The following is a 21,364-nucleotide window of genomic DNA, read 5'->3' as shown; positions in this document are numbered from 1 at the left end:
GGAGCGTAATTCTCTTCGCTTTGGCCGTGATGGTGGGGTTCTCATGCCTAAGAGATACGCCGGAAGGATGTCTTCTTTTGGATGAGGTCTCGGTCGTTTATTAAGACTGATGTCCGATGGTGCTAGTTTTTGTTCTCTCGCATCTTTGTTCGCAAAACTCATTTCCACATTTGCAGTCGACGCTTCAGGCGTGCCGGCATGGGATGGGAGATCGGACGACACGATGACGCCGCTTCTCGAGAGGACAGCCTCATGAATAAGGCTCGAAAGCGGAGTTCCACTTTCGAGCCTGATGCGTAGTCCAATATTTGGATCGGTCCCGGAAGTAGGTTTTAGGTTTCCATCCGGGGTCGATGCTCTAAATCATCAGATGATGAAGAAGTTTTGGTGGGTTAACGCAAGACCTGTAGCGAGCTTTGCGATTTGTGACGGCGCCCCGGCGCCATTGGCATCGGCATCATAGGACAGCACGCCCGTCTTGTTATTATAGATGATGTAGTCGTTGCTGTCCTTCGCAGCAGATCCAACCGTGAAGTAGCTCTGCTTCAGAACGGTGTTGTCGGCGCCGAGCTTCTTGAACACGGCATTCTCAAGGTTGATCGTGTCGTTCTTTACGTTGAAGTCGGTGATCGTATCCCGGTTCGTTCTGGTCGGACGCAGAGTGAAAGCAAACGAGTCGTGACCGGAGCCGCCCGTCAGGATATCATTTCCGTTGTCGCCGACGATCAGATCGTCGCCGTCGAAGCCTTTGATGGTGTCGTTGCCGGATGTCCCCCAAAGCGTATCATTGCCGCCGGTGCCATTGATCACATGGGTGGTCGGTTCCGGAGTCGGCGTCGGGGTCGGAGTGGGCGTGGGAGTCGGAGTGGGCGTCGGCGTCGGGGTCGGAGTCGGGGTGGGCGTGGAGCCCGTGCCGTTAACGACATCGATGGCGCCGTATTTGATGGCCATGCTTTCGGGGGCATCCTCACGGTAGACGCCGTTCTTCCAGTACGGGCCGACCTGGTCGTTATAGCCCAGGGAGCCGTTGTAATCGACGATCTGCACGCCGTCGCGCCACACGTCGAGCTGGCCGTTGCCGCCCGGATCGAAGCGCAGGGTGATCTGCATGTCGTACCACTTGCCGCGCTGGATGTCGGCGCTGTCCTGGTACAGGTTCATAAAGGTCGTGTTGCCGGCGGTGGTCACCGCCTCCTTCGAATAGCGCCCGACGACGCGCATCTTCTCGCCGACCAGCTCGACCGCGAAGGGCGGCGGGCCGGAATAGTCGCCCGCGTCCTCCGACGCGTGGGTCTGGCCCATCACCAGCCAGTCGGCGGTGTTCGTCGCCCCCGGCTCGATCATGAACTTGTAGCTGATCGTGTAGGTCTGGCCGAATTCGAAGTGCTTGCCGCTCGACACCTCCGAGCGCTGCGTGCCCGAGGCCGCGAACACCGCCGGGTCGCCGCCCCGCACCTCGAACCGCATCGTGTCCGCCGACGCGTCATACGCATAGCTGTAAGGCTGACCGGCGTTCTGAACATTAAAAGTATTCGGCTCTAAATATGTAGCCATTATAAGCCCCTAAATTTATCTTATGTGTTTAAAAAGGTTAGTTCTCTGCACTAAACATGCAGTACGCGTGAAGTAATCAACTTAAGGGAAAACTTGTACTCATGAATGCAGACTTGGAGGGACAAATGATCAAAAATCATCTGTGGGGACTGGAAATACACGCTGTCGTAAGGTTGTGTCTTGTGAATATAGGACAGTTGTTTGCTAATTTGCGACAACTTAGCCGTTGGACGGGCATTTTCTGGGATTGTGTCAAGAATAAGAAGGCAATACGCCCTGAAGAGGGCTTTTAACTTTAAATAAAGCCAATTTATGCAAGTTAAATGCGATTAAATGGAATATACAAATAGCTTAAGCAAATCGAATTGCTAACAGGAATAACTAAATTAGTGCATAGATAAAATAATTCTGTTATTTATAAGAAAAATGAAATGTAATTAAGAAAAATTCAATAATTATTGTTTCGATATGTGATGCGCTTGACATTCCTCTGCGTCATTTGAGGTGGATGTGTGCTCCAGGCCACAGTTCATCAAGGTGCGTTTAGTGCATAATTGATAAATCTCATTCAGTGAGGCTGCAACGGCGGCTTGTGTAAACAGGTGTTCGACGCGGCGAACGGCATCTCGGGACAATTCCCGCCATTCGTGACTTTCCCAACAAGCCAGTATCCTCTCGGCTGCGGCCGCAGCCGTCGTGCCTGCTTCGATGACGATTCCGGATCGTGCGATTACGTCCGCATTGAAGCCGTGCCGCGTGCAAACTGGAACACAGCCCCGTGCCATCGCCTCCGTAAGGGCGTTCGAATGTCCTTCCCCTGGGAATCTTGTGAGGAAAAGGAAGAAATCCGCTGCATCAAGCAAAGGAACGATTTCGTCAAAGGGCAGGGATCCGGTGAAGACCACTCCCCGATGCGCATCGCTCATCTTCTCCTGAATTACGCGCGTGACCGTGCCTGTATCTGCTCCGACAAGATAGAAGAGGGCGTCAGGTGCATGACGTCTTACTTCGTGGAAGATCTCCAGCGCCTGGAAGACGCCTTTGCTTTCCGATAGCTGGCCAACATAGATCATGACAGGGCCTCCGGCCGGACGCGGCGTGTCTTTGGTCCGAGGCAAGCCGGTGGGAACGAAGTTGGGCAGAAGTTTACGGGGTATGCCGGGCGCGATGTCCGCAATGAACCGGGCGTACCTTTCCCCCTCGTATGTCACGGCATCCGCTTGCCGCAGCATTGTGCGAAACATGGTTCGATAGGCGGAAGATCTTTCGTTATAGAGCTCGATCTGGTTGCCGGCACGCAGATCGACGACGACCTTCAACCCGCGCATTTTGGCAGTCAGGACAAGTCCGAGCTCGAACGGTAGAAATTGCTTGCACAGAGGTGTGATGTGCAAGACCGCCCGGCGCCTATACCGCATCAGGCTTTGAACGATGTGTGAGAAGCCCGATAGATAGGCGAGGGATTTCTTGAAGAGGGATCCTTGGGGAACAGGATAGGGAAGGGGCTCGACGTCGTAGGAGAGGCTCGAAAAGAGCCTTGCCAGCCGAAGGTTCGCGCTTTGATACCCGCCCAAGGCGGGTTTGCCTTGTTCTGCGATCGGACCGCAGAGGAGAACTTTCATCAGTGTCTGCTTCTCAAAAATTTGGGTCGTGAAGTATCAGGCTTCGGAAGCGCGCCCGCTTCTCGCAGGTGCGCCCTTCGGTTTTCCACTGCGCTAGTGTGAAGACAGCGAGACTTCCCTTATGGGCTCATTGCTGTTCGCGCGGGAAAGGCCTTCATGGGCCATCGATGGCTTGAACGTGCGCAGGAATAGCTCCATGTTGGCAAGTGACCAGAGTATCTGTTGGTGATTATGGCGTTCTGAAAGGTGCTCGCTCAGCATCAGATCGATGGTCGCAGTATCGCAAAGTCTCCGGATCTCGGAATCATTGGATGCCAGGAGGTCCTGGATATATGTGCGGCCACGGCCACGGAACCATACGTCGAGCGGTACGATGAACCCGGCTTTTTTCCGCGCCAGAATGTTAGCCGGGAGCAAGTCCTGCATGAGCGAGCGCAGCACCTTCTTGTTGCTGACGGCGCGTTCCGGGAAGGTCGCGGCCAGATCGGTGAGGGCAACATCCATGAACGGCATGCGGCCTTCGACGCCGAACGCCATGAGCATCCGGTCGCCTCTTTCGAGAAGATTGTCCGGCAGCCAGGAGGTCTGATCGAAGAAGCGCGCGCGCCTTGCATTGCCCAAGCCCGGATCGGACGAGAACGGGAAGACGTCGTCCTGGCTATTCGGAAATGGCTTCCGAGAGAGCTGCTCGAACCGCTCCCGCGAGAGACCTCCGAACCATACGCGCAGACGCCGATTGAAATCCCTTTCGTCCAATGCGCGGCCGAGAACTTTGAGGCGCTGCATGGAATATGGCAGATGCGAGAGGGCTGGGGCGAGCAGGTACCGATGAACGCTCTGCGGTACGAGGCGGTGATAGACGGAAATCCACGGGTCGGCTTGATACTTCGGGTAGCCGCCCAGAAGTTCGTCCGCGCCCTCGCCGGACAGAACCATTTTCACGTCCCGACGCGCGGCACGGGCAAGCAGGAAGAGGGGAATGTCGGAGCTCTGGGAGATGGGAGCGCCGCGTTTGGCAAGTGCATCGGGCCACGCATCGAAGAACTCGTCCGTCGAGACGACGACCTCCTGATGTTGGGTCTCGAAGCAGTCTGCCACCTCGCGCGCATATCCCAGCTCGGAATATCCATCCTCCTCGAATCCGACGCTGTAGGTCCGGATCGGAGATGACACGTGCCTTGTCATGAGCGCCACGATCGCCGAGGAGTCCAATCCGCCCGACAGGAAGGCGCCATAAGGGGCGTCGCTTCGCAAGCGGATCGCAACGGCCTCACTCAGACCCTCGCGAAGCGCGTCGACGGAATCTTCATACGATAGATTCTGCCGTGCCGAAGTCGAGAACGGGGGGGAATAGTACCGATGTTCCTTCAGAACGCCCGCGCGCCAAGTCGCGCAGCAGCCCGGCGACAGCTTCCGGATTGCGCTAAACAGCGTGTCCGGCCCCTGAACATAGCGGTCGACGAGATAGTTCGTAAACGCGGACTGATTCAGTTCCTTGTTGATCCCAGGAACGTTCAGGAGAGACGGCAGCTCGGATGCGAAGAAGAACCCATCCGCCTGCTCCAGGAGATAGAAGGGCTTTTTCCCGAAATGATCGCGGGCGAGAAAGAGCGACTGATCGCGCCGGTCATAAATGACGAAGGCGAACATTCCCCTGAAATGGAGAACGCATTCTTCTCCCCATGCCTTGTACGCTTCAAGCAGGACCTCCGTGTCCGAATCCGTTCGGAACGTGTGGCCTTTGGCTTCCAGTTCCTGTCTGAGTTCGAGGTAGTTGTAAATCTCGCCGTTATACGTGATCACCGCGACATCGGCACCGTCGGCCATAGGCTGTGGCCCGCCCTCGATATCGATGATCGCGAGACGCCTATGACCCAGGGCGATCTGATACCTGGAATCGCTGGTCCATTCCATGAAGGTTCCTGATCCATCGGGACCCCGGTGCTCCATGGATTCGAGCAGGACGTCGAGAAACGATTCAGGCAAGGCATGCCGATTTGCGAGAACCCACCCAGCTATTCCGCACATTTTGACCTCATCAGATTGTATTGCCTGGGGACATGATCGCATCGGATCGGAACTGAACAGCGCGTTTCCCAACTCTCGCGCCTCGTCTCGAGGTGACGCCCATCAGCGAAGAGGAAAGGAGGACGTAAGCGACCGACAAGGCCAAGTTGAAGAATGTATTCTGTGCAAAGAACTGCGCTTCGGTGATGTTGCTGAGAATCGAGCTCACGAGAACTGCCGCCGATAACGGGAGCAACATGGCAACTTGCGCTTCCGGCAGTCGCAGGGACATGGCCATCTTTCTGGCGAACGATCCCAGAAGCGCGATCAGGGCAAAGACTCCCACGTAGCCGAAGCTGATGAAGGTTTCGAGATAGCCGTTATGCGAGTGCCAGAGGGTGACGCCCATATATTCCCGCAGCCGGGGCATGATGGCGTTCTCGAAGCCACTGGAATACCCATAGCCGAGCCATGGCCTCTCCGATGCCCATGTCAGAAGAACCGTCCAAAGCGGAATCCGACCGGTCAGATCAGTGTTCTTGCCGAGCGCCTCGATGATCATCAATGCGATCGGGATCGCGATTGCCAGGAGCAGGACGACAGCCAGAACTCCTAATCCGCCGAACAGATATCGGGCATTGACATCGAGCCTGGCGATGAATGTCGAATAGGCGGCAACCAGTATCATCAGACATGTCATGACGATTCCGGTCCCCGACTGGGATCCGATCAGGCACAGGGCCGCGGCTGCCATGGCGGCGAACCTGAAGGTGGTCGATTGAATGACCGATCGGCCGGCAAAGAGAAGCAGGACGAGCGCGATGCTGCTCTCATAGCCGAGCCTGTTCTTATGAGTAAAGACGCCGCGCCACAGGCCGGCATGCTCGGGTTCGACCCAGTCCGCCGCAGTATGCACTCCATAGTTTGGCAGGGCAAAGACCCAGATCAGACTGCAAAAGACATTGATGCTCAAAGCCAGGATGTACATGCGGACCATTCTTGCGGGGGAGAATAAAGCCGCGATTTCCATGACGATGAGGATATTGAAGAAAAGAGCGAGTGCTCGCCTGAACGTCGTTGACGGATCCGGAGCCCACAGGCAGGAGAGCAGGGCCAATGCCGGAAAAGCGAGCAGGGGCAAGGATGCGCGAGCAACGGCGTTTATGCTCCTCCAGTGCATCAGGTAGATGGATAGTGCGACGCAGTAGATGAAGACCTGGTTGATGCGGCCGAGCCATGAGGCAGGCTCAAGAGATGCGACGACGGTTGGGTCTGTTCCTGTCAGATGAAATAGAAAGGCGCCTGTCGAGATCACAAGAGCATAGATCAAAAAGAGTTCGTAGAATCTCTGGCGAAGGCTACCCTTCACAAAGGTAGGATTGTTGAGGCCCATAGCAGCGAGGTCCCGAGTAGGGTGGGTTTGTTAGCAGGGTGAACGCTGCCTGTGATCATAGTAACCCAGTTTGAAAACCTCCCGATGACGAATAGGGATTACTCCGAACGTCACCGCGAACGTAGCCGTAATCTGGTTAGTCTCGGCTGGCTGCTCCTTTTACAATGAGTCTCGTGGACCTCTATGTTCTATGTCCGGACTATTGCGTCAAAATCACCGAGCAGATGATGGAAAAGCGATATTTATCGAGGCCTATCCATGCCATCGGCTACGACCGCGCGCCATGAACAGAACGTTTCGACGGTGCCGGCAAGCTCAGGGATGATCCCCAGGCTCGTCATGGAGCGCCTGACTCAAGCCGGCCTTGAGGTCGATCCTCTGCTCGGCAGTCTCGGAATCCCAAAGGCGCTCGTGACGGACAGGAGCCTGACGCTCGGCGCGAAGGATCAGATTCAGCTTCTCAACGTGGCGGCGTCGGCGCTCAATGACGACCTGTTCGGCTTCCGCTTGGCGCGCGACGCGGATGCAAGACAGAAAGGGCCGTTCTATTATCTTCTCTCGACATCGGAAAAACTCAACGTGGCCTTGGATCATGCCCTGCGCTACGTCGGCGTCCTTCATGAAAGTATTCGCCTGAACCGGGGGAAATCTCCTTTCTCTATCGAATTCGAGTACGAAGGCGTTGAGAGATACCTGGACCGGCATCAGATGGAGTTTTGGATTACGTACACCCTGCGGATGGGGCGGATCATGACAGGGCGCGAGTTGATACCCGTGCAAGTCAGCTTCCTTCATCAGCGAGGCCAAGAAGCTTTGGAGATAGAGCGCTATTTTGGGTGCAAGATCGACTTTGGAATGCCGAGGGACTCTATTTCATTCGATACACAAGACGCCGATTTGCCGGTCGTCACGGCGGATCCGTTCCTGAACGAGTTCCTGGTCGAGTATTTCGAGAAAGCTGTCGAGCAGCGAATGAGCAGGAGCATTCCATTGCGCATTCGTGTCGAGAACACCATCATGCCTCGTCTCCCGAACGGAACCGCAACCGTCGGTAATGTTGCGAGCGATCTCGGCATGAGCGCTCGCACGCTCTCAAGGCGATTGGCCGATGAAAATTTGGCATTCAGCTCGATCCTCGATGGGCTACGCTCCAATCTGGCGAACCAGTATCTTCGTAACAGCGAAATGCTCATATCCGAGATCGCGTGGCGGCTCGGATACACCGAAGTCAGTTCCTTTGTTCATGCATTCCAGAGGTGGACAGGGAAATCTCCGACGCAAGCGCGTCGACAGATCGGCGTTCCTGCGGATCATGCGACCGATTGAGGAAGCATGTTCCTTTGCTGTCTCTGAGCGCAGAGACGACCTCGGGAAGGCCGATGAAACATCATCCGGAGGCGTAAATCGGGTGCGCCGAAAGCCGGGGGGGGGCCAAGCGGCCTGTTGAATAGCGATGGACATGGAAGGAGAGTGCAGGCTGTGCCCGGCCTCGCCACAGAAGATACTCAGACAATCTTAGAATACTGTTTTGATTGTCGAAATGGCCTCAGCTGTACCTTGCTCCAGTCCGATCCGCGCCTATAAACGGAGACGCTCACTCCGCCGCGATCCGACCGAGCACGCTCCTGTCTCTTGGTCGGCTCGGGCCCTCGCAAAAATCAAAGGCCCTCGATGGCACTGGTCAAGACATCCGAGCTTTCAGGCAAAGGTACCCTTCGTCGGGCGAATGGCGACGCGGATCCGGCGTTGCCGGCGCCGCCGAAGGCTGGAAACTCCCACCGTCGAACCTTGGAGCGCGTCCGGGCTCGGCACCAGAAGGCAGCCGAGCGTATTGGCGCGGCCACCGAGGAACTGGCCAGCGGGGTGTCCGAAGCGTCGTCCGCCGCGGAAGAGTTACGCCGCGCCATGGAGCAGATCGCCAGCGGAGCCGAGGAGGCAGCGGGCGCCTCGCAGCAATCTTTGAACGCCATCGTGAGCCTCGGCAACTCGTTCTCGGAGGCTCGTCAGCATGCGGAGGCCGCTCGTGCCAAGATCACCAGCCTTCAAACTCTCCTGATCGAGACGGGGACACAGATCGATGCTTCGGTCGCCGCCGTCGCGACGAATGCCGTGCGTCAGAACGCCATGGTCGATGTGGTTGCCCTCCTTGAGAAACAGGCTGCCGCGATCGGCGACATTACCCACACGGTCGGCGACATTTCCGATCAGACGAACCTTTTGGCCCTGAACGCCGCCATCGAGGCTGCCCGGGCCGGGGATAACGGACGGGGCTTCGCCGTCGTGGCTGACGAGGTGCGGGCCCTCGCAAGCACCTCGGAAAAGAGCGCTCAGGATATCCAGGGCCTGGCGGAAGGGATCGCCACCGAGATCCGCACCATTGCCGAAAGGATCAGGGTCACGGCGGAGACCGGGGCGGGCGAGGCCCAGGCTGGCCGCACCATCGTCGCCGCTCTCGATAAGATCCGCTCCGATATGACCCAGCTCGCTGAGGGGAGCCAGTCGATTCTTGTCGCATCCATCGAAGCCGAAGCGGCTGTCCGCGAGGCGCAACGTGGAGCGGAGCAGGTCGCGAGTGCCGCCGAGGAGCAGGCTGCGGCAGCGGCCGAGGCTCAGAGAGCCGTGCAGCAACAAAGCGTCTCTCTCGATCAGAGCCAGCAGACCGCTCATGAACTCGCGGCTTTGGCGGATGAGCTTCAGACGAACACCGCAGCATCGTCCAATGCGGAACAGGTCGGATCGGCAGCAGAGGAGCTCTCGGCTGCCATTCAGGAACTCTCAGGTGCCGCCGGCGAGATCATGACCGCTGTCGATCAGATCAGTCGGGGGGCGCAGATGCAAGCCGCCGCGACCCAGCAGGCCAATGCCGCGATGGAGCAGATCGAGCGCGCCGCCGGCACGTCGCGGGATATCGCCGGCATGTCGGTCCAGCGCATCGACGAGCTTGCCGCTCTCCTCCGGCAGAACCGTTCTGCGACAATGCAGATGACCGCAGGTGTGGAGCACGGCCTGAAGGAAACCCGAGAGGTCATCGGCCTCATGGATGGTCTGGACGAGTCCAGCCGACGCATCGAGAAAATCGTCGACGGCATCGCGCTCGTCGCGGTCCAGACGAACATGCTGGCCGTCAGCGGCTCCATCGAAGCCGCACGGACGGGCGATGCAGGGCGCGGCTTTGCGATCGTCTCCGGCGACATCCGCGCGCTGGCGCGGGACGCCTCCGAGAATGCCGACCGCATCAAAGAGGTTATCCGGCAGATCCGCAGCCAGGTTACCCTCGTCAGGCGAGACCTGGAGCAGAGTGCCGCGGTTGCGGAGGCGGAGGTTTCGAAGAATGGCCTCACGACCGAGAGGCTTGGCACGGTGGAGACCGAAGTCGCCGCAATTCAGCAGGGCAGCACTGCCATTTTCTCCGGAGCGGAGGCTATCCTGACGGCCGTGCGTGAGGTCCGATCGGGCACACAGCAGGTCGCGGCGGTGGCCGAGCAGGCCGGAAGTGCTGCCGCTCAGGCTGCCACTGCGGCGCGACAGCAGGCCCGCGGTGCCGAGGATCTGGCCGCCGCCATCGAGGAAATCGCCTCTCTGGCCGATGAACTCCAGATCGCAGAGTCGTAACGTTATGGCAGAGTCGGGTCCTTCGGTGGCCTCTCAATTGTTCCTGACAGTGGAGGTGGGACGTGAGCGTTTCGCCCTGCCGGCCTCGGACATCGCCGAGGTGATCCGCCCGCCCGCCGTGACACGCGTGCCGCTCGGACCGCCCAGCCTGCTTGGGGTTGCCAACCTGCGTGGTGCCGTGATGCCGATGGTATCCCTTCACGGCCTTTTCGGAGACGAGCCGCATCTGAGCGCGAATGCCAGGGTCGTTGTTCTTAACCGCAATACGCCGATCGGCATCGTCATCGACAGGGTAGCTTCCTTGGAGGACAGCGGGTCCGATGCATCGAGCGATGCAGAGGACGAGAAGCGAGCTTCCGAGCGTTTGCTCGACCTCGACGCATTGTTGGCGCGCCATTTCGGCCATCTACAGAAGCGCGCACATCTCCCTCGGGTTTCGGAAAGCCCGGATCCCCAAGCCGGAGAGGACGTGGGAGGAAATGAAGTGCCTCTCGTCTGCTTCTCGGTTGCAGGTCAGGACTTCGCACTGCCTCTGAGCTCTGTTGAAGAGGTCGTGGCGATTCCTGCCGGGGTTGCGACGGTTCCGCAGACGGGGGGCATCATGCTCGGAGTCATGGCATTGCGAGGGGGGCTGCTTCCGCTCGCCTCCCTCCGTGGGCTCCTCGGCTTGCGGGCCGCAGATCTTGGAATCGACAAATCCAGGGTCGTGGTCGTTCGGGCCGGCGGGGTTCCTATAGGGCTCGTTGCCGACGGCATGAAAGAGATTCTCCGCATTCCCTCGGGCGAGATCGATCCCGTCCCGGTAATCCTGTCCCGTGGTTCGGCAGAGGCCAAGATTCAGGGGATCTGCCGTCTCGAAGGGGGCGGGCGGTTGGTTTCAGTTCTCTCGCCCAACAGCCTCTTTCGCGATCAGGTTTGGGCGGATCATGTTGCTCCGCACATCGAGAAGAATTCAGCCTTGAGCAGCATCGATAATTCGTCGCATGACGACGAGCAATTCGTCGTGTTCCAACTGGGGGATGAGGAGTACGGGTTGCCGATCGCATCCGTGGATGAGGTCGTGCGCGTTCCGGAAACTCTGTCGCGCCTCCCCAAAGCGCCGGCATTCATCGAAGGTGTCATGAACCTGCGAGGGCGCGTTGTCCCGGTGATAGATCAGAGACGCCGCTTCAAGCTCACGGGAAACGGGCAGCGGCGACGCGAACGGATCGTCGTTGTCACGATAGACCGGATGCTGGCCGGTTTCGTGGTCGACCATGTCACCGAGGTCCGCAGGATCTCCCAAAGCCAGCTTCGCGCGACGCCCGACCTGGCAATGGACGGAAGCCAGGTCATTGACCGCATTGCGAATATTGATGTCGAGGGGCGGATGATCCTGCTGCTCAATCCGCGCGAACTCCTGGACCGGGCAGAGAAGGATCTGCTTGCCGCGATGGATAGCGATCACCCGGATCGGTCTGCTTCGTGATCAGGCTTCTGGTCGTCGACGATTCCCCCCTGATGCGGCGCCTTCTCGGCAACGTCTTCTCTGCCGAGGGTGACTTCGAGTTGGCTTTCGCGCGCGACGGCGTCGAGGCCTTGGGACAGCTTGCCGCATTCAAGCCGGATGTGATCACGCTGGATATCCAGATGCCCGGGATGGATGGCCTGACCTGTCTCGACCGTATCATGCTGGAGCAGCCTTGTCCCGTCGTGATGGTGTCGTCTCTGACTACGGAAGGGGCAGACGCAACGCTCAAGGCCATCAACCTAGGGGCGGTTGATTTCATCGCGAAGCCGAATAGGGCCGTTTCACTAGAGATCGAGACGCTTGCGCCAATACTCGTCGAGAAAGTTCGCGCCGCATCGCGTGCGCGCCCGCCGGGGACGCTGAGGCTGGCCGACCGAGTGCGATTGCGGAGCGGACTGGATCTGAAGCCGTTGCGGGTTTCACGAAAACCGCTTCGTCCACCTCCCACGGCGAGCAAGTTCAGGAAGGTCGACGCGCGCGTTCACAATCTCGTTCTCGTCGGTGCCTCCACGGGCGGTCCTCCCGCCTTGGATGCCGTGCTTTCGCGGCTTCCCCCAGACTTCCCCTGGCCCCTCGTGGTGGCGCAGCATATGCCGGGCTCATTCACCGGGCCGCTTGCCCGCCGCTTGGACAAGCTGTGTGCGCTGAACGTCGTGGAAGTCACCCGTCCGATGCCGCTCGAATCCGGAACCGTCTACATCGGCAAGGGCGATGCGGATGTGATCGTCGGGATGCGCCCGGACGGCCCAGTCGTGCTGGCAGCGCCGTCGCTTCCGGAGCATCGCTGGCATCCGAGCGTCGACAGGCTCGTGGATAGCGCCATGCAACACTTTTCGCCGGCCGGATTGGTCGGCGTGCTGATGACCGGAATGGGAAGCGACGGTGCACAGGCCATGGCTCGGCTTCGGGAACTGGGAGGGCGCACAATCGCCGAGTCGGAAGAGAGCGCCGTGGTCTGGGGCATGCCCGGCGAACTCGTCCGGAGAGGAGGCGCGGAAATCGTCGCCCCTCTGGAGCGGATCGCCGATCGGGTCATCGATATGGTGGGGCTCCCATGAGCAGGCCCCTGCCGCCCATCAGGCCCGTCGGACATGTGAAGAGCACCGGAGAATCGCTCAGCCCGGATGAGATCCGCCGCCTTTGCGACTTGCTCTATCGCCGCACCGGAATGATTTTTGGAGAAAGCAAGCGTTACTACATAGAGCGGCGCGTTTCCGACCGAATGTCCGCAACGGGAATGCCCACATTCCCGGTGTACTTTTCGCACGTTCAGGCGAGCGAAGACGAGGTCGAGAACCTGATCAACATCTTCACGGTCAACGAGACCTATTTCTACCGTGAAGAGCACCAGCTCCAATGCCTGGGACGATCATTATTACCCAATATCGTGCAGGATAAGAAACCCGGAGACCTCGTCCGCATCTGGTCTGTGCCATGCTCGAGCGGGGAGGAGCCATATTCGATCGCCATATGGCTCCTTGAAAATTGGCCGTTGGTCGATGCCTACCATATCGAGATTGTCGGTTCCGACATCGACACGCGCGTTCTGCAGATGGCCGTGACCGGTCGCTATGGCGAGCGCGCCTTATCCCGCCTGCCGCCCGATGTGGTCGAGCGCTACTTCGAGCGGCCTCATGACGGCGAGCGCAGGATCATTCAGGACCTGCGGGAATCCATGACGTTCACGTCGGTCAATCTGGTGGACAAGGCGTCCATTGCATCCCAGGGACGGTTCGATATCGTCTTCTGCCGCAATGTCCTCATCTATTTTGATGATACCTCGCGTCTTCTGGCGGCCACCAATCTCTACGATGCCCTGAATCCGGGCGGCTACATCTGTCTCGGCCATACGGAGTCGATGAGCCGTATCTCGAACCGGTTCAGGCTTTGCCGTTTCGAGGATGCGATCGTTTATCAGCGGCTTGACGGGGGGCCATGATGGACGACCTTCTTCAGCAGTTCATCGTTGAGGCTCGCGAACAGGTTCAGCAGGCAACCGACGATCTTCTGGCCCTGGAACGCGACCCTGCCGCGGCCGCCCATCTGGACGGTGCCTTTCGAGCCATCCATACCCTCAAAGGATCTGTCGGCCTGTTCGGCTTCGCCCCGATGGGACTGATGCTGCACGCGGCCGAGGATCTGCTGAGTGGCCTCAAAACCGGGAAAGCCATGCTTGACGGCGATGTGATCGACATTCTCCTCGAATGCATCGACCAATCGCATCGCTGGGTCAGCGTCATCGAAGAGAGTGGGCAGCTCCCGTCCGATGCCGGAGAGGAAGGATCCCGCCTCGTAGGAGTTCTACGTTCGCAACTTGATCAGGCGACCGGCGCGCCTGCTCACACGATCCCGGTGGCCGATATCGGCTGGATCGACGAAATGTTGGCGACGATCGCCGATCGAGACGATGCGAAGTCGCTTGTTGCTGTTCGGTATAGCCCGCGAACCGATTGTTTCTTCGCCGGTGACGATCCGCTGGCGCTTCTGCGATCGGTTCCTGATCTTGTGGCTGTCCGTGTGACAGGCAAGGAGCCATGGCCGCCTGCCGCTGAGATCGACCCTTTCGCCTGCAATCTTCTCATCGAAGCGCTGTCATCCGCCCCGTTCGATGTCGTGAAGACCGTATTCCGCTTCGTGCCGGATCAGGTAACGATTCATGACCTGGGTCGTCCTGGAACCGGTGAGGTTCCTCGAACCGGTACTGATACTGTTGCACACCGTGATTCCGTTGCATCGGATACGGCGCGGGTCATACGGATCGATGCGGCGCGGATCGATCACCTGGCGGATCTCGTCGGTGAGATGGTCGTCGCCAAGAATGCCTTGGCGCATCTCGCCTCCGTGAGCGACGCGAGGAGCCGAGCCGATCTGGTTCAGGGCATTCTGACAAGTCAGGCTGCCATCGATCGCCTGGTCGGGAACATGCATAGGGCGGTCATGGACATGCGCATGATGCCGATGCGCGACGTTTTCCGACGGTTCCCGCGTGCTGTCCGTGAGGCCGCCGTTCAGCTCGGAAAGGCCGTCGATTTCTCCATGGAGGGTCAGGACGTCGAGGCGGACAAGTCTGTCGTGGAGGGCCTGTTCGAGCCTCTGCTCCATGTCCTGCGCAATGCGGTTGCCCATGGTGTCGAGCCGGATCATGTTCGCATCGCCGCAGGAAAGCCTGTTAAGGCCAGGATCGTCCTTCGGGCCCGTCGTGACGCGGATCGGATCATCGTCGAGGTGAGCGACGACGGACGGGGCATCGATCCTGCATCGATCCGGCGGGCTGCCTTGGAGCGTGATGTCGCTTCGACAGATCTGATCGAGCGGATGAGCGAAGCCGAGGCCATGGATTTGATCTTTGCTCCGGGTTTCTCGACGGCCGAGACGATCACGGACCTCTCGGGTCGCGGGGTCGGTATGGACGCCGTGCGCTCGGCGGTCGAACGACTGGGAGGGCAGGTCGGTGTGCAGAGCGTGCCGGAGCGCGGAACGACGATCCGGTTCGTCCTGCCGCTGACCGTCGTCATGACGAAGGTCATGCTCGTCCGCATCGGGGACGAGACCTATGGCATCCCGATATCCGGTGTCTTGGAGACCGCTTTCGTGCCCGCCTCCCGCATCCTTCCCATCCAGGAGAACGAGGCCTTCGTACTGCGCGACCGGACGCTCCCTTTGGTGCGGCTCGCGGAAATTCTGGAGGTTCCTTCCCAGCCCGATCCTGGAGGTGGGACGAAGGTCGTTGTCATGTGGGTTGGAGATGAGAGGGTCGGGATCGCGGTCGATGGGTTCGCCGAACGCATGGATGTTCTGATGAGACCCATGTCCGGGATCCTCAGCCGGATGCCTGGGTTGATGGGAACGACCCTGCTCGGCGATGGTCGCGTCCTCATGATCCTCGATATTCCGGAGCTGATCGGATGAGCGCGCGTTTGAACGGCGAGGTCATCCTGCTGGAGGGGCAGTGCCGGGTGGAAGACGCCGAACCCCTCCTTGCATGGCTGCAGGCGAACAGGAATCGCATTGTGGACCTGACGAACGCCGAACATCTCCATGGAGCGGTGTTTCAGATTCTCATGGCCCTGAAGCCGGCGATCCGTGGAGAGGGAAAGGATGCCTTTCTTCGCGATTGGCTGACGCCTGTCCTGACGGCGGCAAAACCACCCGGGCAGGCCTGAACGGAGGCTGAGCAGTTGTCATTCGGATCATATACTCTAAAAGAAAAAATAGCCTTTCTCTCTCAAGCAGAACCGGCCCATCAGGCCGTCTTGATCCCCTTGGCGGAGCATCCGAGTGCCTACAACCGTACTGATCGTTGACGACAGCAAGCTGGCGCGCATTGTCGCGGGCAAGACCTTGGCCGCCCTGCAGCCTGAATGGGAGCGTATCGAGGCCGGGAACGCGCATGACGCGCTTGCGATCATCCGCGAGAAAAAGATCGACATCGCGATGATCGACTTCAACATGCCCGACAAGGATGGGCTGGAGCTGGCGGGTGAGTTGCGGACCCTGCATCCGACGATGCCTATCGCGGTCATCACTGCCAATATTCAGGATGAAGTGATTTCCCGGGCAAGGGAAGTCAATGCCACGTTCGTGAGCAAGCCCCTGACCGAGGATGGCCTGAGAGGGTTTATCGCCGGGGCCGCCTTGCGCCTGCGGTCAGGCGGCGCGTGACCATGTTGAATGATGGCATCGCCTTATCCGATCTGGAACATGACGCTCTGACGGAGATCGTCAATATCGGGGTCAGCCGTGCCGCCTCGAGCCTGCGAAAGATGATCGGCGAGGAGGTCCTTCTGTCGGTTCCCTCCATCGAGATCATGGCTCCTCACAACGCGGCCCGGTTGATCGGAGAGCGCGAAACGGACGATCTCGTCGCTATTCAGCAGGAGTTCGAAGGCGCATTCTCCGGCCGGGCGCTGTTGATCTTTCCAGAAGCGACCAGTCTCGATCTCGTGAGGGCCATCATCGGAAGCGATGTGCCGCACGACCAGATCGTTGACATGGAGCAGGAGGCTCTTGCCGAAACGGGGAATATCATCCTGAACGGATGCCTCGCGACCATGGCGAATATGCTGAAGCGATCTCTCAACATCTCCCTTCCGGAAGTGATCCGAGGCGACGGCACGAGGCTCTTCACGCACGCGCGTGAGCGACCCGGCGAAGGTCTTGTTCTCTTCCTCTATATCAATTTCTCCGTACGGAACCGCGATATTCGGGGTTATATCGCCATGCTGATGGATCTGCCGTCACTCGCGGCACTGAAGGAGCTGATCGCGAGCTTCATCGCCCGAGTCATTGGAGACGAGCCTTAGACGATGATCCCCAAGATTCGCCTATACGAGTCTTACGACATATGACGGCGCCAATCCTTTCTCAGCGTGAAGCACGGAAGGCGATCGAAGTTGCCGCCGGTGAACTGCGACGCATGGCGGGCCCTATCTTCTCGACATTTGAAAAGTCGGGATTGCCCATGGTCGCGACGGATCCCCGAGCACCCGACAATCCGATCGTCTACGTCAACGAAGCCTTCTGCAGAGTCACCGGATATTCGCCGGAGGAGGCCCTCGGCAGGAACTGCCGCTTCCTCCAGGCTCCCGGCGCGGACGAGAATACCGTTACTCTTATTCGAGAGGCGATTGCGATCGGTCGCGCAATCTCGGCTGCACTGCTCAACCGCCGCAAGGATGGCTCGGAGTTCTGGAATCACCTCTTCATTACGCCGATCTGCAACGGAGGCGGCGAGCCGCAATTCTTCCTGGCGACCCAGGTCGATGTCACCCAGGCATACGAGTCGAGGAACGTGCAGGCGGCACTTGAGGCCAGCCAGAAAGAGCTTGACCAAACCAACGAAAGGCTTCGGTTGACTTTGACCGTTGCCGGAACCGGAGGCTCCTGGGATTGGGATATCTCCAGTGGGCGCTTCACCGCGGACGCTCGCTTCGCCGCACTTCACGACCTCGATCCCGCCGAGGCGGCAAAAGGACTTCCCACCGAGGACTTCTTCAAGGCCATTCACCCGGATGATCGACGCAGAATCCGTCTTGCCGTCGGCGGCATTCTCAACGGCGCTGAAATTTTCTCGAAGGAATACCGACTCCTGGCTTCCGACGGTACCGTCCGCTGGGCGCTTGCGCGCGGCCGTTGTCATTATGGAGACAACGACAGACCGGTCCAGTTTACCGGTGTCGTCACCGACATCACCGAACAGAAGCACGTCGAGGAGCGCCTCCGCATTGCACAGAGCGCCGGCGGTATCGGGACCTTCGAGTATGTCGACGGTTACGCCACCGTCAACGTTTCGGAGGAATTTTGCCGTCTGCTAGGTCTTCATTCCGGCAGCGTCCTCCCGGTTCGGACGGTCAACTCGCTCATAGAGCCGGGCGATCGCGTGCTTGTGGAGCAGAGTTCAGGTGAGGCCGCCTCCTATGTCGAGTTCCGGATTCGCCGCGCCGATGACAAGAAGCTCCGCTGGCTTGCGCGAAGAGGCGAGTACGTGCGCGATACGGAAACGGCAGGCTTACGGTTCATCGGTGTCATCTACGACATCACGGCGGCCAAGGAATCGGAGGCAAGACTTCGGGAGCTGAATGAGAAGCTGGAAAACCGGGTCGAGGAACGCACCCGCGAGCGCGACCGGCTCTGGAGTCTGTCGAGCGATCTGTTCAGTGTTTGCGACAGCGGCGGCTATCTCAATGCCGTCAACCCGGCCTGGACGGAGCTCCTGGGCTACCGGGAGGATGAGATCGTCGGAACCCGGATCGATGCCTGGATCCACGCAGAGGATCGGGCTTTAGGCAACAGCCTGCTCGAGACCTTGCAGCAAGGCAGGGCCATCACGGATATCGATCTTCGTGTTCCTGCAAAGGACGGTTCCTATCGATGGATCAACTGGACCTTCGCTCGATCAGAGGACGTATTCTACAGCGTCGGACGCGATGTGACCCAGCGCAAGCAGCTTGAGGACCAGCTCCGACAAAGCCAGAAGATGGAGGCCGTCGGGCAGCTGACGGGCGGCATCGCTCACGACTTCAACAATCTGCTGACTGGAATCGTAGGGTCGCTCGATCTCCTGCAATCGCGAATGGCGCAGGGGCGTTTCGATCGGTTGGATCGCTACATCAACTCAGCGACGGCCTCGGCCAATCGAGCGGCTGCCCTGACGCATCGCCTTCTGGCCTTCGCTCGACGTCAGCCGCTCGATCCGAAGCCGGTCGAGGCCAATAGACTTATCGTGTCCATGGAGGAGCTTCTTCGGAGAACCTTGTCTGAATCGATCCGGCTCAAGATCGCTGCAGTTGACGACCTTCCGCTGACGCTTTGCGATCCGAACCAGCTGGAAAGCGCCATCCTCAACCTTGCGATCAATGCACGAGACGCCATGCCGAGTGGAGGTGTGCTCACCATCGAGACATCGATTTCGAACCTCGATCGCGTCTATGCCGCTTCCCAGAAGGATGTATTTCCCGCCCGCTATGTGACGATCAGTGTTTCTGACACGGGAACCGGCATGCCTGCCGATGTTCTGGCGCAGGCTTTCGACCCATTCTTTACGACCAAGCCCCTCGGCGAGGGAACAGGCCTGGGCTTGTCGATGGTCTATGGTTTCGCCAAGCAGTCCGAAGGACATGTCCGGATCTATAGCGAGGTTGGGCGAGGCACCACGGTGAAGATCTATCTGCCGTGCCATTCCGGAGAGCTGGAAAGTGAAGCCTCCGTGCCCGCCTTGAGCGAAATTCACCGGGCTGAGGCGGGCGAGACGGTCCTGGTGGTCGAGGATGAGCCGGTCGTCCGGTCCCTCATTCTCGAAGTACTGGCCGATCTCGGTTACAAAGCCTTGGAGGCGTTCGACGGCCCGTCGGGCCTCAAAATCCTGGAATCGAAGCAGCGGATCGATTTGCTTGTCAGCGATGTGGGGCTCCCGGGATTGAATGGACGCCAGCTCGCCGACCATGCGCGCCTCGTGCGACCTCACCTGAAAGTACTCTTCATCACAGGCTATGCCGAGCAGGCGGCCATTGCCTCCGGCTTTCTGGCTCCCGGCATGGAGATGATCACCAAACCCTTCGCCATCGAGGACCTGGCGGCGCGGATCCGCGAGATCATAGCGAAAGCCTGATGAGCATCACGGAGCTTTGCATAGGGCGATCCCTTCGGATCGCCCTATGCTTCCAGCTTGAGGGCATGAACCCTTTCTCCGCGTTACCTTCAGGATCGGTGCCCGAAGAACCGCGCATCCTGATCCCGGCGCAGCCTCATCAGCGCCGATTGATCCTGCAAGTCGAGGTCGCTCATGCGGATTTCCTGTCCTTTGAGAACGGGCGCCGTCAGGCGGCAATCGGCGGCCAGATAGAAGGGGGCCGGCGCGTTCGCCGTGAGAGGTCCTCCCGGCCGCAGCTCAGCGGTGACGCCTGAGATCGTGTGGTGGTGTCCTCCCATCGAAAGAATCGTTCCGGCCGGAAGGTCCTCGGTCGCTACGGCGATCAGATCGAAATGCGGCCGGTAGTCGGCGCCATAGCCCGATGTCTGGTGGATCGCAGCATCGAGCACGCTCGTGGCAGCCTCGAGGCCGAGCAGGTGCCGCGGCAGGAACACCATGGCGTTCGCACCCGTCCGGCTGACGATGTGGCCCTTCTGGCCCAGCATGTCCCAGCTCTTCGCATCGTCACAGCGAATGACCACGAACACGCCGCCCGCGAAGCTGATCTCATCCGGCTTGCGCAGGCAATGGAACACGTCGAGGCGCCGATCGCCTGAGAGGATGCCGCCGTCGCTGCGATGCGAGAAGATCGTCGGAACCTCACTGATGCGTGCGAGCGGTGCATGAAGATCGAAGCGATCGGGCTGCAGGCCGGTGGCGTTCGCGACCACCATGAGTTCGCACAGATCCGGCACGGCTCGCTGTGGGAAACCGGCGATGGCACGATCCCTTGCCGCGAGGATCTCGCCCACCTCCCGGTCGCCGAGGGTCCAATGGCTTTCCAGATCCACATTCTCAGCCGAGCGCTCATTGCTGATAAGACGGCGCGACGCGGAGTCGAATACGAAATCATACTCGCTCGACTTGCCTGCGGCGACAATGTGAAAACCCATGACCTCCGCCCAAGTAGCGAGGCCGATGAGAAGACTCGGCTGATCACCGTCCACCGTCGTGACGATGCGGCTGCGTTCGGCGGCAAGCGCCTTGAGGCCCGGTCCCACGACACTGTCGAGTTCCTTCGTGACAAGCGCAAGGTGCTTTTCGGCCTCGACGGCGATCAGGCCATGACGGGCAGCCGCCTGCGGTTGTCCCGTTGCCTCCACAATCACGTCGAAGGGGATGTCGGACACGAGGGCTAGGTCCTCGACCGCGATGAAGTCTCCATTGTCCCAGGCTGCCTTCGCATCGCGGGCGGAGTCGCAGATCCGGATCCTGCGCGGGTCGACGCCAGCGGCCTTCAAACCCTCCGCGGCGCTCTCGGCCGTGAGATCGACGGCAATCCGCGCATTCATCAGAGGAACGCGCTGCGCCTGGGCAAGAAAGCTCTGGCCGAAGCCACCCGTGCCGACGACGCAGGTTTCCACCGGTCGGTCCGCCTTCGCGTAATAGTCATGGTAGTTCATCGCGCGTCTCTCCCTTCCGGCGGGCGGACGCCCCCGGTTTATCGTTCCGTCGAATGCAAGTGTCTTCTGGGCCGC

15 protein-coding genes and 1 pseudogene are annotated in these 21,364 nt (G+C 59.5%); 11 read left to right on the top strand and 5 right to left on the bottom strand.

Going from position 1 to position 21,364, the window contains the following annotated elements; translation table 11 throughout:
- Nucleotides 1–366 precede the first annotated feature (366 nt).
- The 4 genes from H0S73_RS15075 to H0S73_RS15060 form a co-directional block, all read right to left on the bottom strand.
- Complete coding sequence (locus H0S73_RS15075) at nt 367–1,554, bottom strand: heparin lyase I family protein (protein WP_181052917.1); 1,188 nt, start codon at nt 1,552–1,554, stop codon at nt 367–369.
- A gap of 455 nt (nt 1,555–2,009) precedes the next feature.
- Nucleotides 2,010–3,176, bottom strand: a complete 1,167-nt coding sequence (locus H0S73_RS15070; RefSeq protein ID WP_181052916.1) for a glycosyltransferase family 4 protein — start codon at nt 3,174–3,176, stop codon at nt 2,010–2,012.
- Between the two features lie 93 nt (nt 3,177–3,269).
- Nucleotides 3,270–5,204, bottom strand: coding sequence for an asparagine synthase (glutamine-hydrolyzing) (gene asnB, locus H0S73_RS15065; RefSeq protein ID WP_181052915.1), 1,935 nt, complete (start codon nt 5,202–5,204; stop codon nt 3,270–3,272).
- A 10-nt stretch (nt 5,205–5,214) separates the two neighbouring features.
- Entirely contained in the window at nt 5,215–6,576 is a 1,362-nt protein-coding gene (locus H0S73_RS15060; protein ID WP_181052914.1) for an O-antigen ligase family protein, read from the bottom strand.
- Nucleotides 6,577–6,834: 258 nt separating this feature from the next.
- On the opposite strand from H0S73_RS15060, the gene H0S73_RS15055 reads away from it, so the two are divergent.
- The 11 genes and pseudogenes from H0S73_RS15055 to H0S73_RS15010 all read left to right on the top strand — a co-directional run bounded on the left by H0S73_RS15055 (nt 6,835) and on the right by H0S73_RS15010 (nt 19,805).
- The gene (locus H0S73_RS15055; RefSeq protein ID WP_181052913.1) at nt 6,835–7,902 is read left to right on the top strand and encodes an AraC family transcriptional regulator; all 1,068 of its coding nucleotides are present in this window, start codon (nt 6,835–6,837) and stop codon (nt 7,900–7,902) included.
- Nucleotides 7,903–8,247: 345 nt separating this feature from the next.
- Nucleotides 8,248–9,090, top strand: a pseudogene (locus tag H0S73_RS26470) (methyl-accepting chemotaxis protein); the annotation flags it as partial.
- 282 nt (nt 9,091–9,372) lie between these two features.
- Nucleotides 9,373–10,188, top strand: a complete 816-nt coding sequence (locus H0S73_RS26465; protein ID WP_484502646.1) for a methyl-accepting chemotaxis protein — start codon at nt 9,373–9,375, stop codon at nt 10,186–10,188.
- Nucleotides 10,070–11,656, top strand: coding sequence for a chemotaxis protein CheW (locus tag H0S73_RS15045; protein ID WP_181052911.1), 1,587 nt, complete (start codon nt 10,070–10,072; stop codon nt 11,654–11,656). The genes H0S73_RS26465 and H0S73_RS15045 overlap by 119 nt, the downstream gene beginning before the upstream one ends.
- Complete coding sequence (gene cheB / locus H0S73_RS15040; protein WP_181052910.1) at nt 11,653–12,756, top strand: chemotaxis-specific protein-glutamate methyltransferase CheB; 1,104 nt, start codon at nt 11,653–11,655, stop codon at nt 12,754–12,756. The genes H0S73_RS15045 and cheB overlap by 4 nt, the downstream gene beginning before the upstream one ends.
- On the top strand, nt 12,753–13,637 hold the full coding sequence (locus H0S73_RS15035) for a CheR family methyltransferase (RefSeq protein ID WP_181052909.1): 885 nt from the start codon (nt 12,753–12,755) through the stop codon (nt 13,635–13,637). The genes cheB and H0S73_RS15035 overlap by 4 nt, the downstream gene beginning before the upstream one ends.
- Nucleotides 13,637–15,607, top strand: coding sequence for a chemotaxis protein CheA (locus tag H0S73_RS15030; RefSeq protein ID WP_181052908.1), 1,971 nt, complete (start codon nt 13,637–13,639; stop codon nt 15,605–15,607). Before H0S73_RS15035 ends, H0S73_RS15030 begins: the two co-directional genes overlap by 1 nt.
- An 8-nt stretch (nt 15,608–15,615) precedes the next feature.
- Entirely contained in the window at nt 15,616–15,861 is a 246-nt protein-coding gene (locus H0S73_RS15025) for a hypothetical protein (RefSeq protein WP_202049813.1), read from the top strand.
- 115 nt (nt 15,862–15,976) lie between these two features.
- The gene (locus H0S73_RS15020) at nt 15,977–16,360 is read left to right on the top strand and encodes a response regulator (RefSeq protein ID WP_181052906.1); all 384 of its coding nucleotides are present in this window, start codon (nt 15,977–15,979) and stop codon (nt 16,358–16,360) included.
- Nucleotides 16,361–16,362: 2 nt separating this feature from the next.
- On the top strand, nt 16,363–17,001 hold the full coding sequence (locus H0S73_RS15015) for a chemotaxis protein CheX (protein ID WP_181054355.1): 639 nt from the start codon (nt 16,363–16,365) through the stop codon (nt 16,999–17,001).
- A 113-nt stretch (nt 17,002–17,114) separates the two neighbouring features.
- A complete protein-coding gene (locus H0S73_RS15010; protein WP_181052905.1) occupies nt 17,115–19,805 on the top strand; it encodes a PAS domain S-box protein in 2,691 nt (896 codons plus the stop codon).
- A gap of 89 nt (nt 19,806–19,894) precedes the next feature.
- Here H0S73_RS15010 and H0S73_RS15005 read toward each other — a convergent pair whose 3' ends face one another.
- On the bottom strand, nt 19,895–21,289 hold the full coding sequence (locus H0S73_RS15005) for an NAD(P)H-dependent oxidoreductase (protein ID WP_181052904.1): 1,395 nt from the start codon (nt 21,287–21,289) through the stop codon (nt 19,895–19,897).
- Between the last annotated feature and the right edge of the window lie 75 nt (nt 21,290–21,364).

This window comes from Microvirga mediterraneensis (genome assembly GCF_013520865.1).
GTDB classification, from domain to species: domain Bacteria; phylum Pseudomonadota; class Alphaproteobacteria; order Rhizobiales; family Beijerinckiaceae; genus Microvirga; species Microvirga mediterraneensis.
This window is presented reverse-complemented; position numbering and strand designations above follow the sequence as displayed.

Excerpts from the sequence above, each read along its gene's own strand:
- H0S73_RS15035 (WP_181052909.1), top strand. The coding sequence starts at position 12,753 with ATGAGCAGGCCCCTGCCGCCCATCAGGCCCGTCGGACATGTGAAGAGC.
- H0S73_RS15005 (WP_181052904.1), bottom strand. The coding sequence starts at position 21,289 with ATGAACTACCATGACTATTACGCGAAGGCGGACCGACCGGTGGAAACC.
- H0S73_RS15075 (WP_181052917.1), bottom strand. The coding sequence starts at position 1,554 with ATGGCTACATATTTAGAGCCGAATACTTTTAATGTTCAGAACGCCGGT.
- H0S73_RS15070 (WP_181052916.1), bottom strand. The coding sequence starts at position 3,176 with ATGAAAGTTCTCCTCTGCGGTCCGATCGCAGAACAAGGCAAACCCGCC.
- asnB (WP_181052915.1), bottom strand. The coding sequence starts at position 5,204 with ATGTGCGGAATAGCTGGGTGGGTTCTCGCAAATCGGCATGCCTTGCCT.
- H0S73_RS15010 (WP_181052905.1), top strand. The coding sequence starts at position 17,115 with ATGGCGGGCCCTATCTTCTCGACATTTGAAAAGTCGGGATTGCCCATG.
- H0S73_RS15060 (WP_181052914.1), bottom strand. The coding sequence starts at position 6,576 with ATGGGCCTCAACAATCCTACCTTTGTGAAGGGTAGCCTTCGCCAGAGA.
- H0S73_RS15015 (WP_181054355.1), top strand. The coding sequence starts at position 16,363 with ATGTTGAATGATGGCATCGCCTTATCCGATCTGGAACATGACGCTCTG.
- H0S73_RS15055 (WP_181052913.1), top strand. The coding sequence starts at position 6,835 with ATGCCATCGGCTACGACCGCGCGCCATGAACAGAACGTTTCGACGGTG.
- H0S73_RS15030 (WP_181052908.1), top strand. The coding sequence starts at position 13,637 with ATGGACGACCTTCTTCAGCAGTTCATCGTTGAGGCTCGCGAACAGGTT.
- H0S73_RS26465 (WP_484502646.1), top strand. The coding sequence starts at position 9,373 with ATGACCGCTGTCGATCAGATCAGTCGGGGGGCGCAGATGCAAGCCGCC.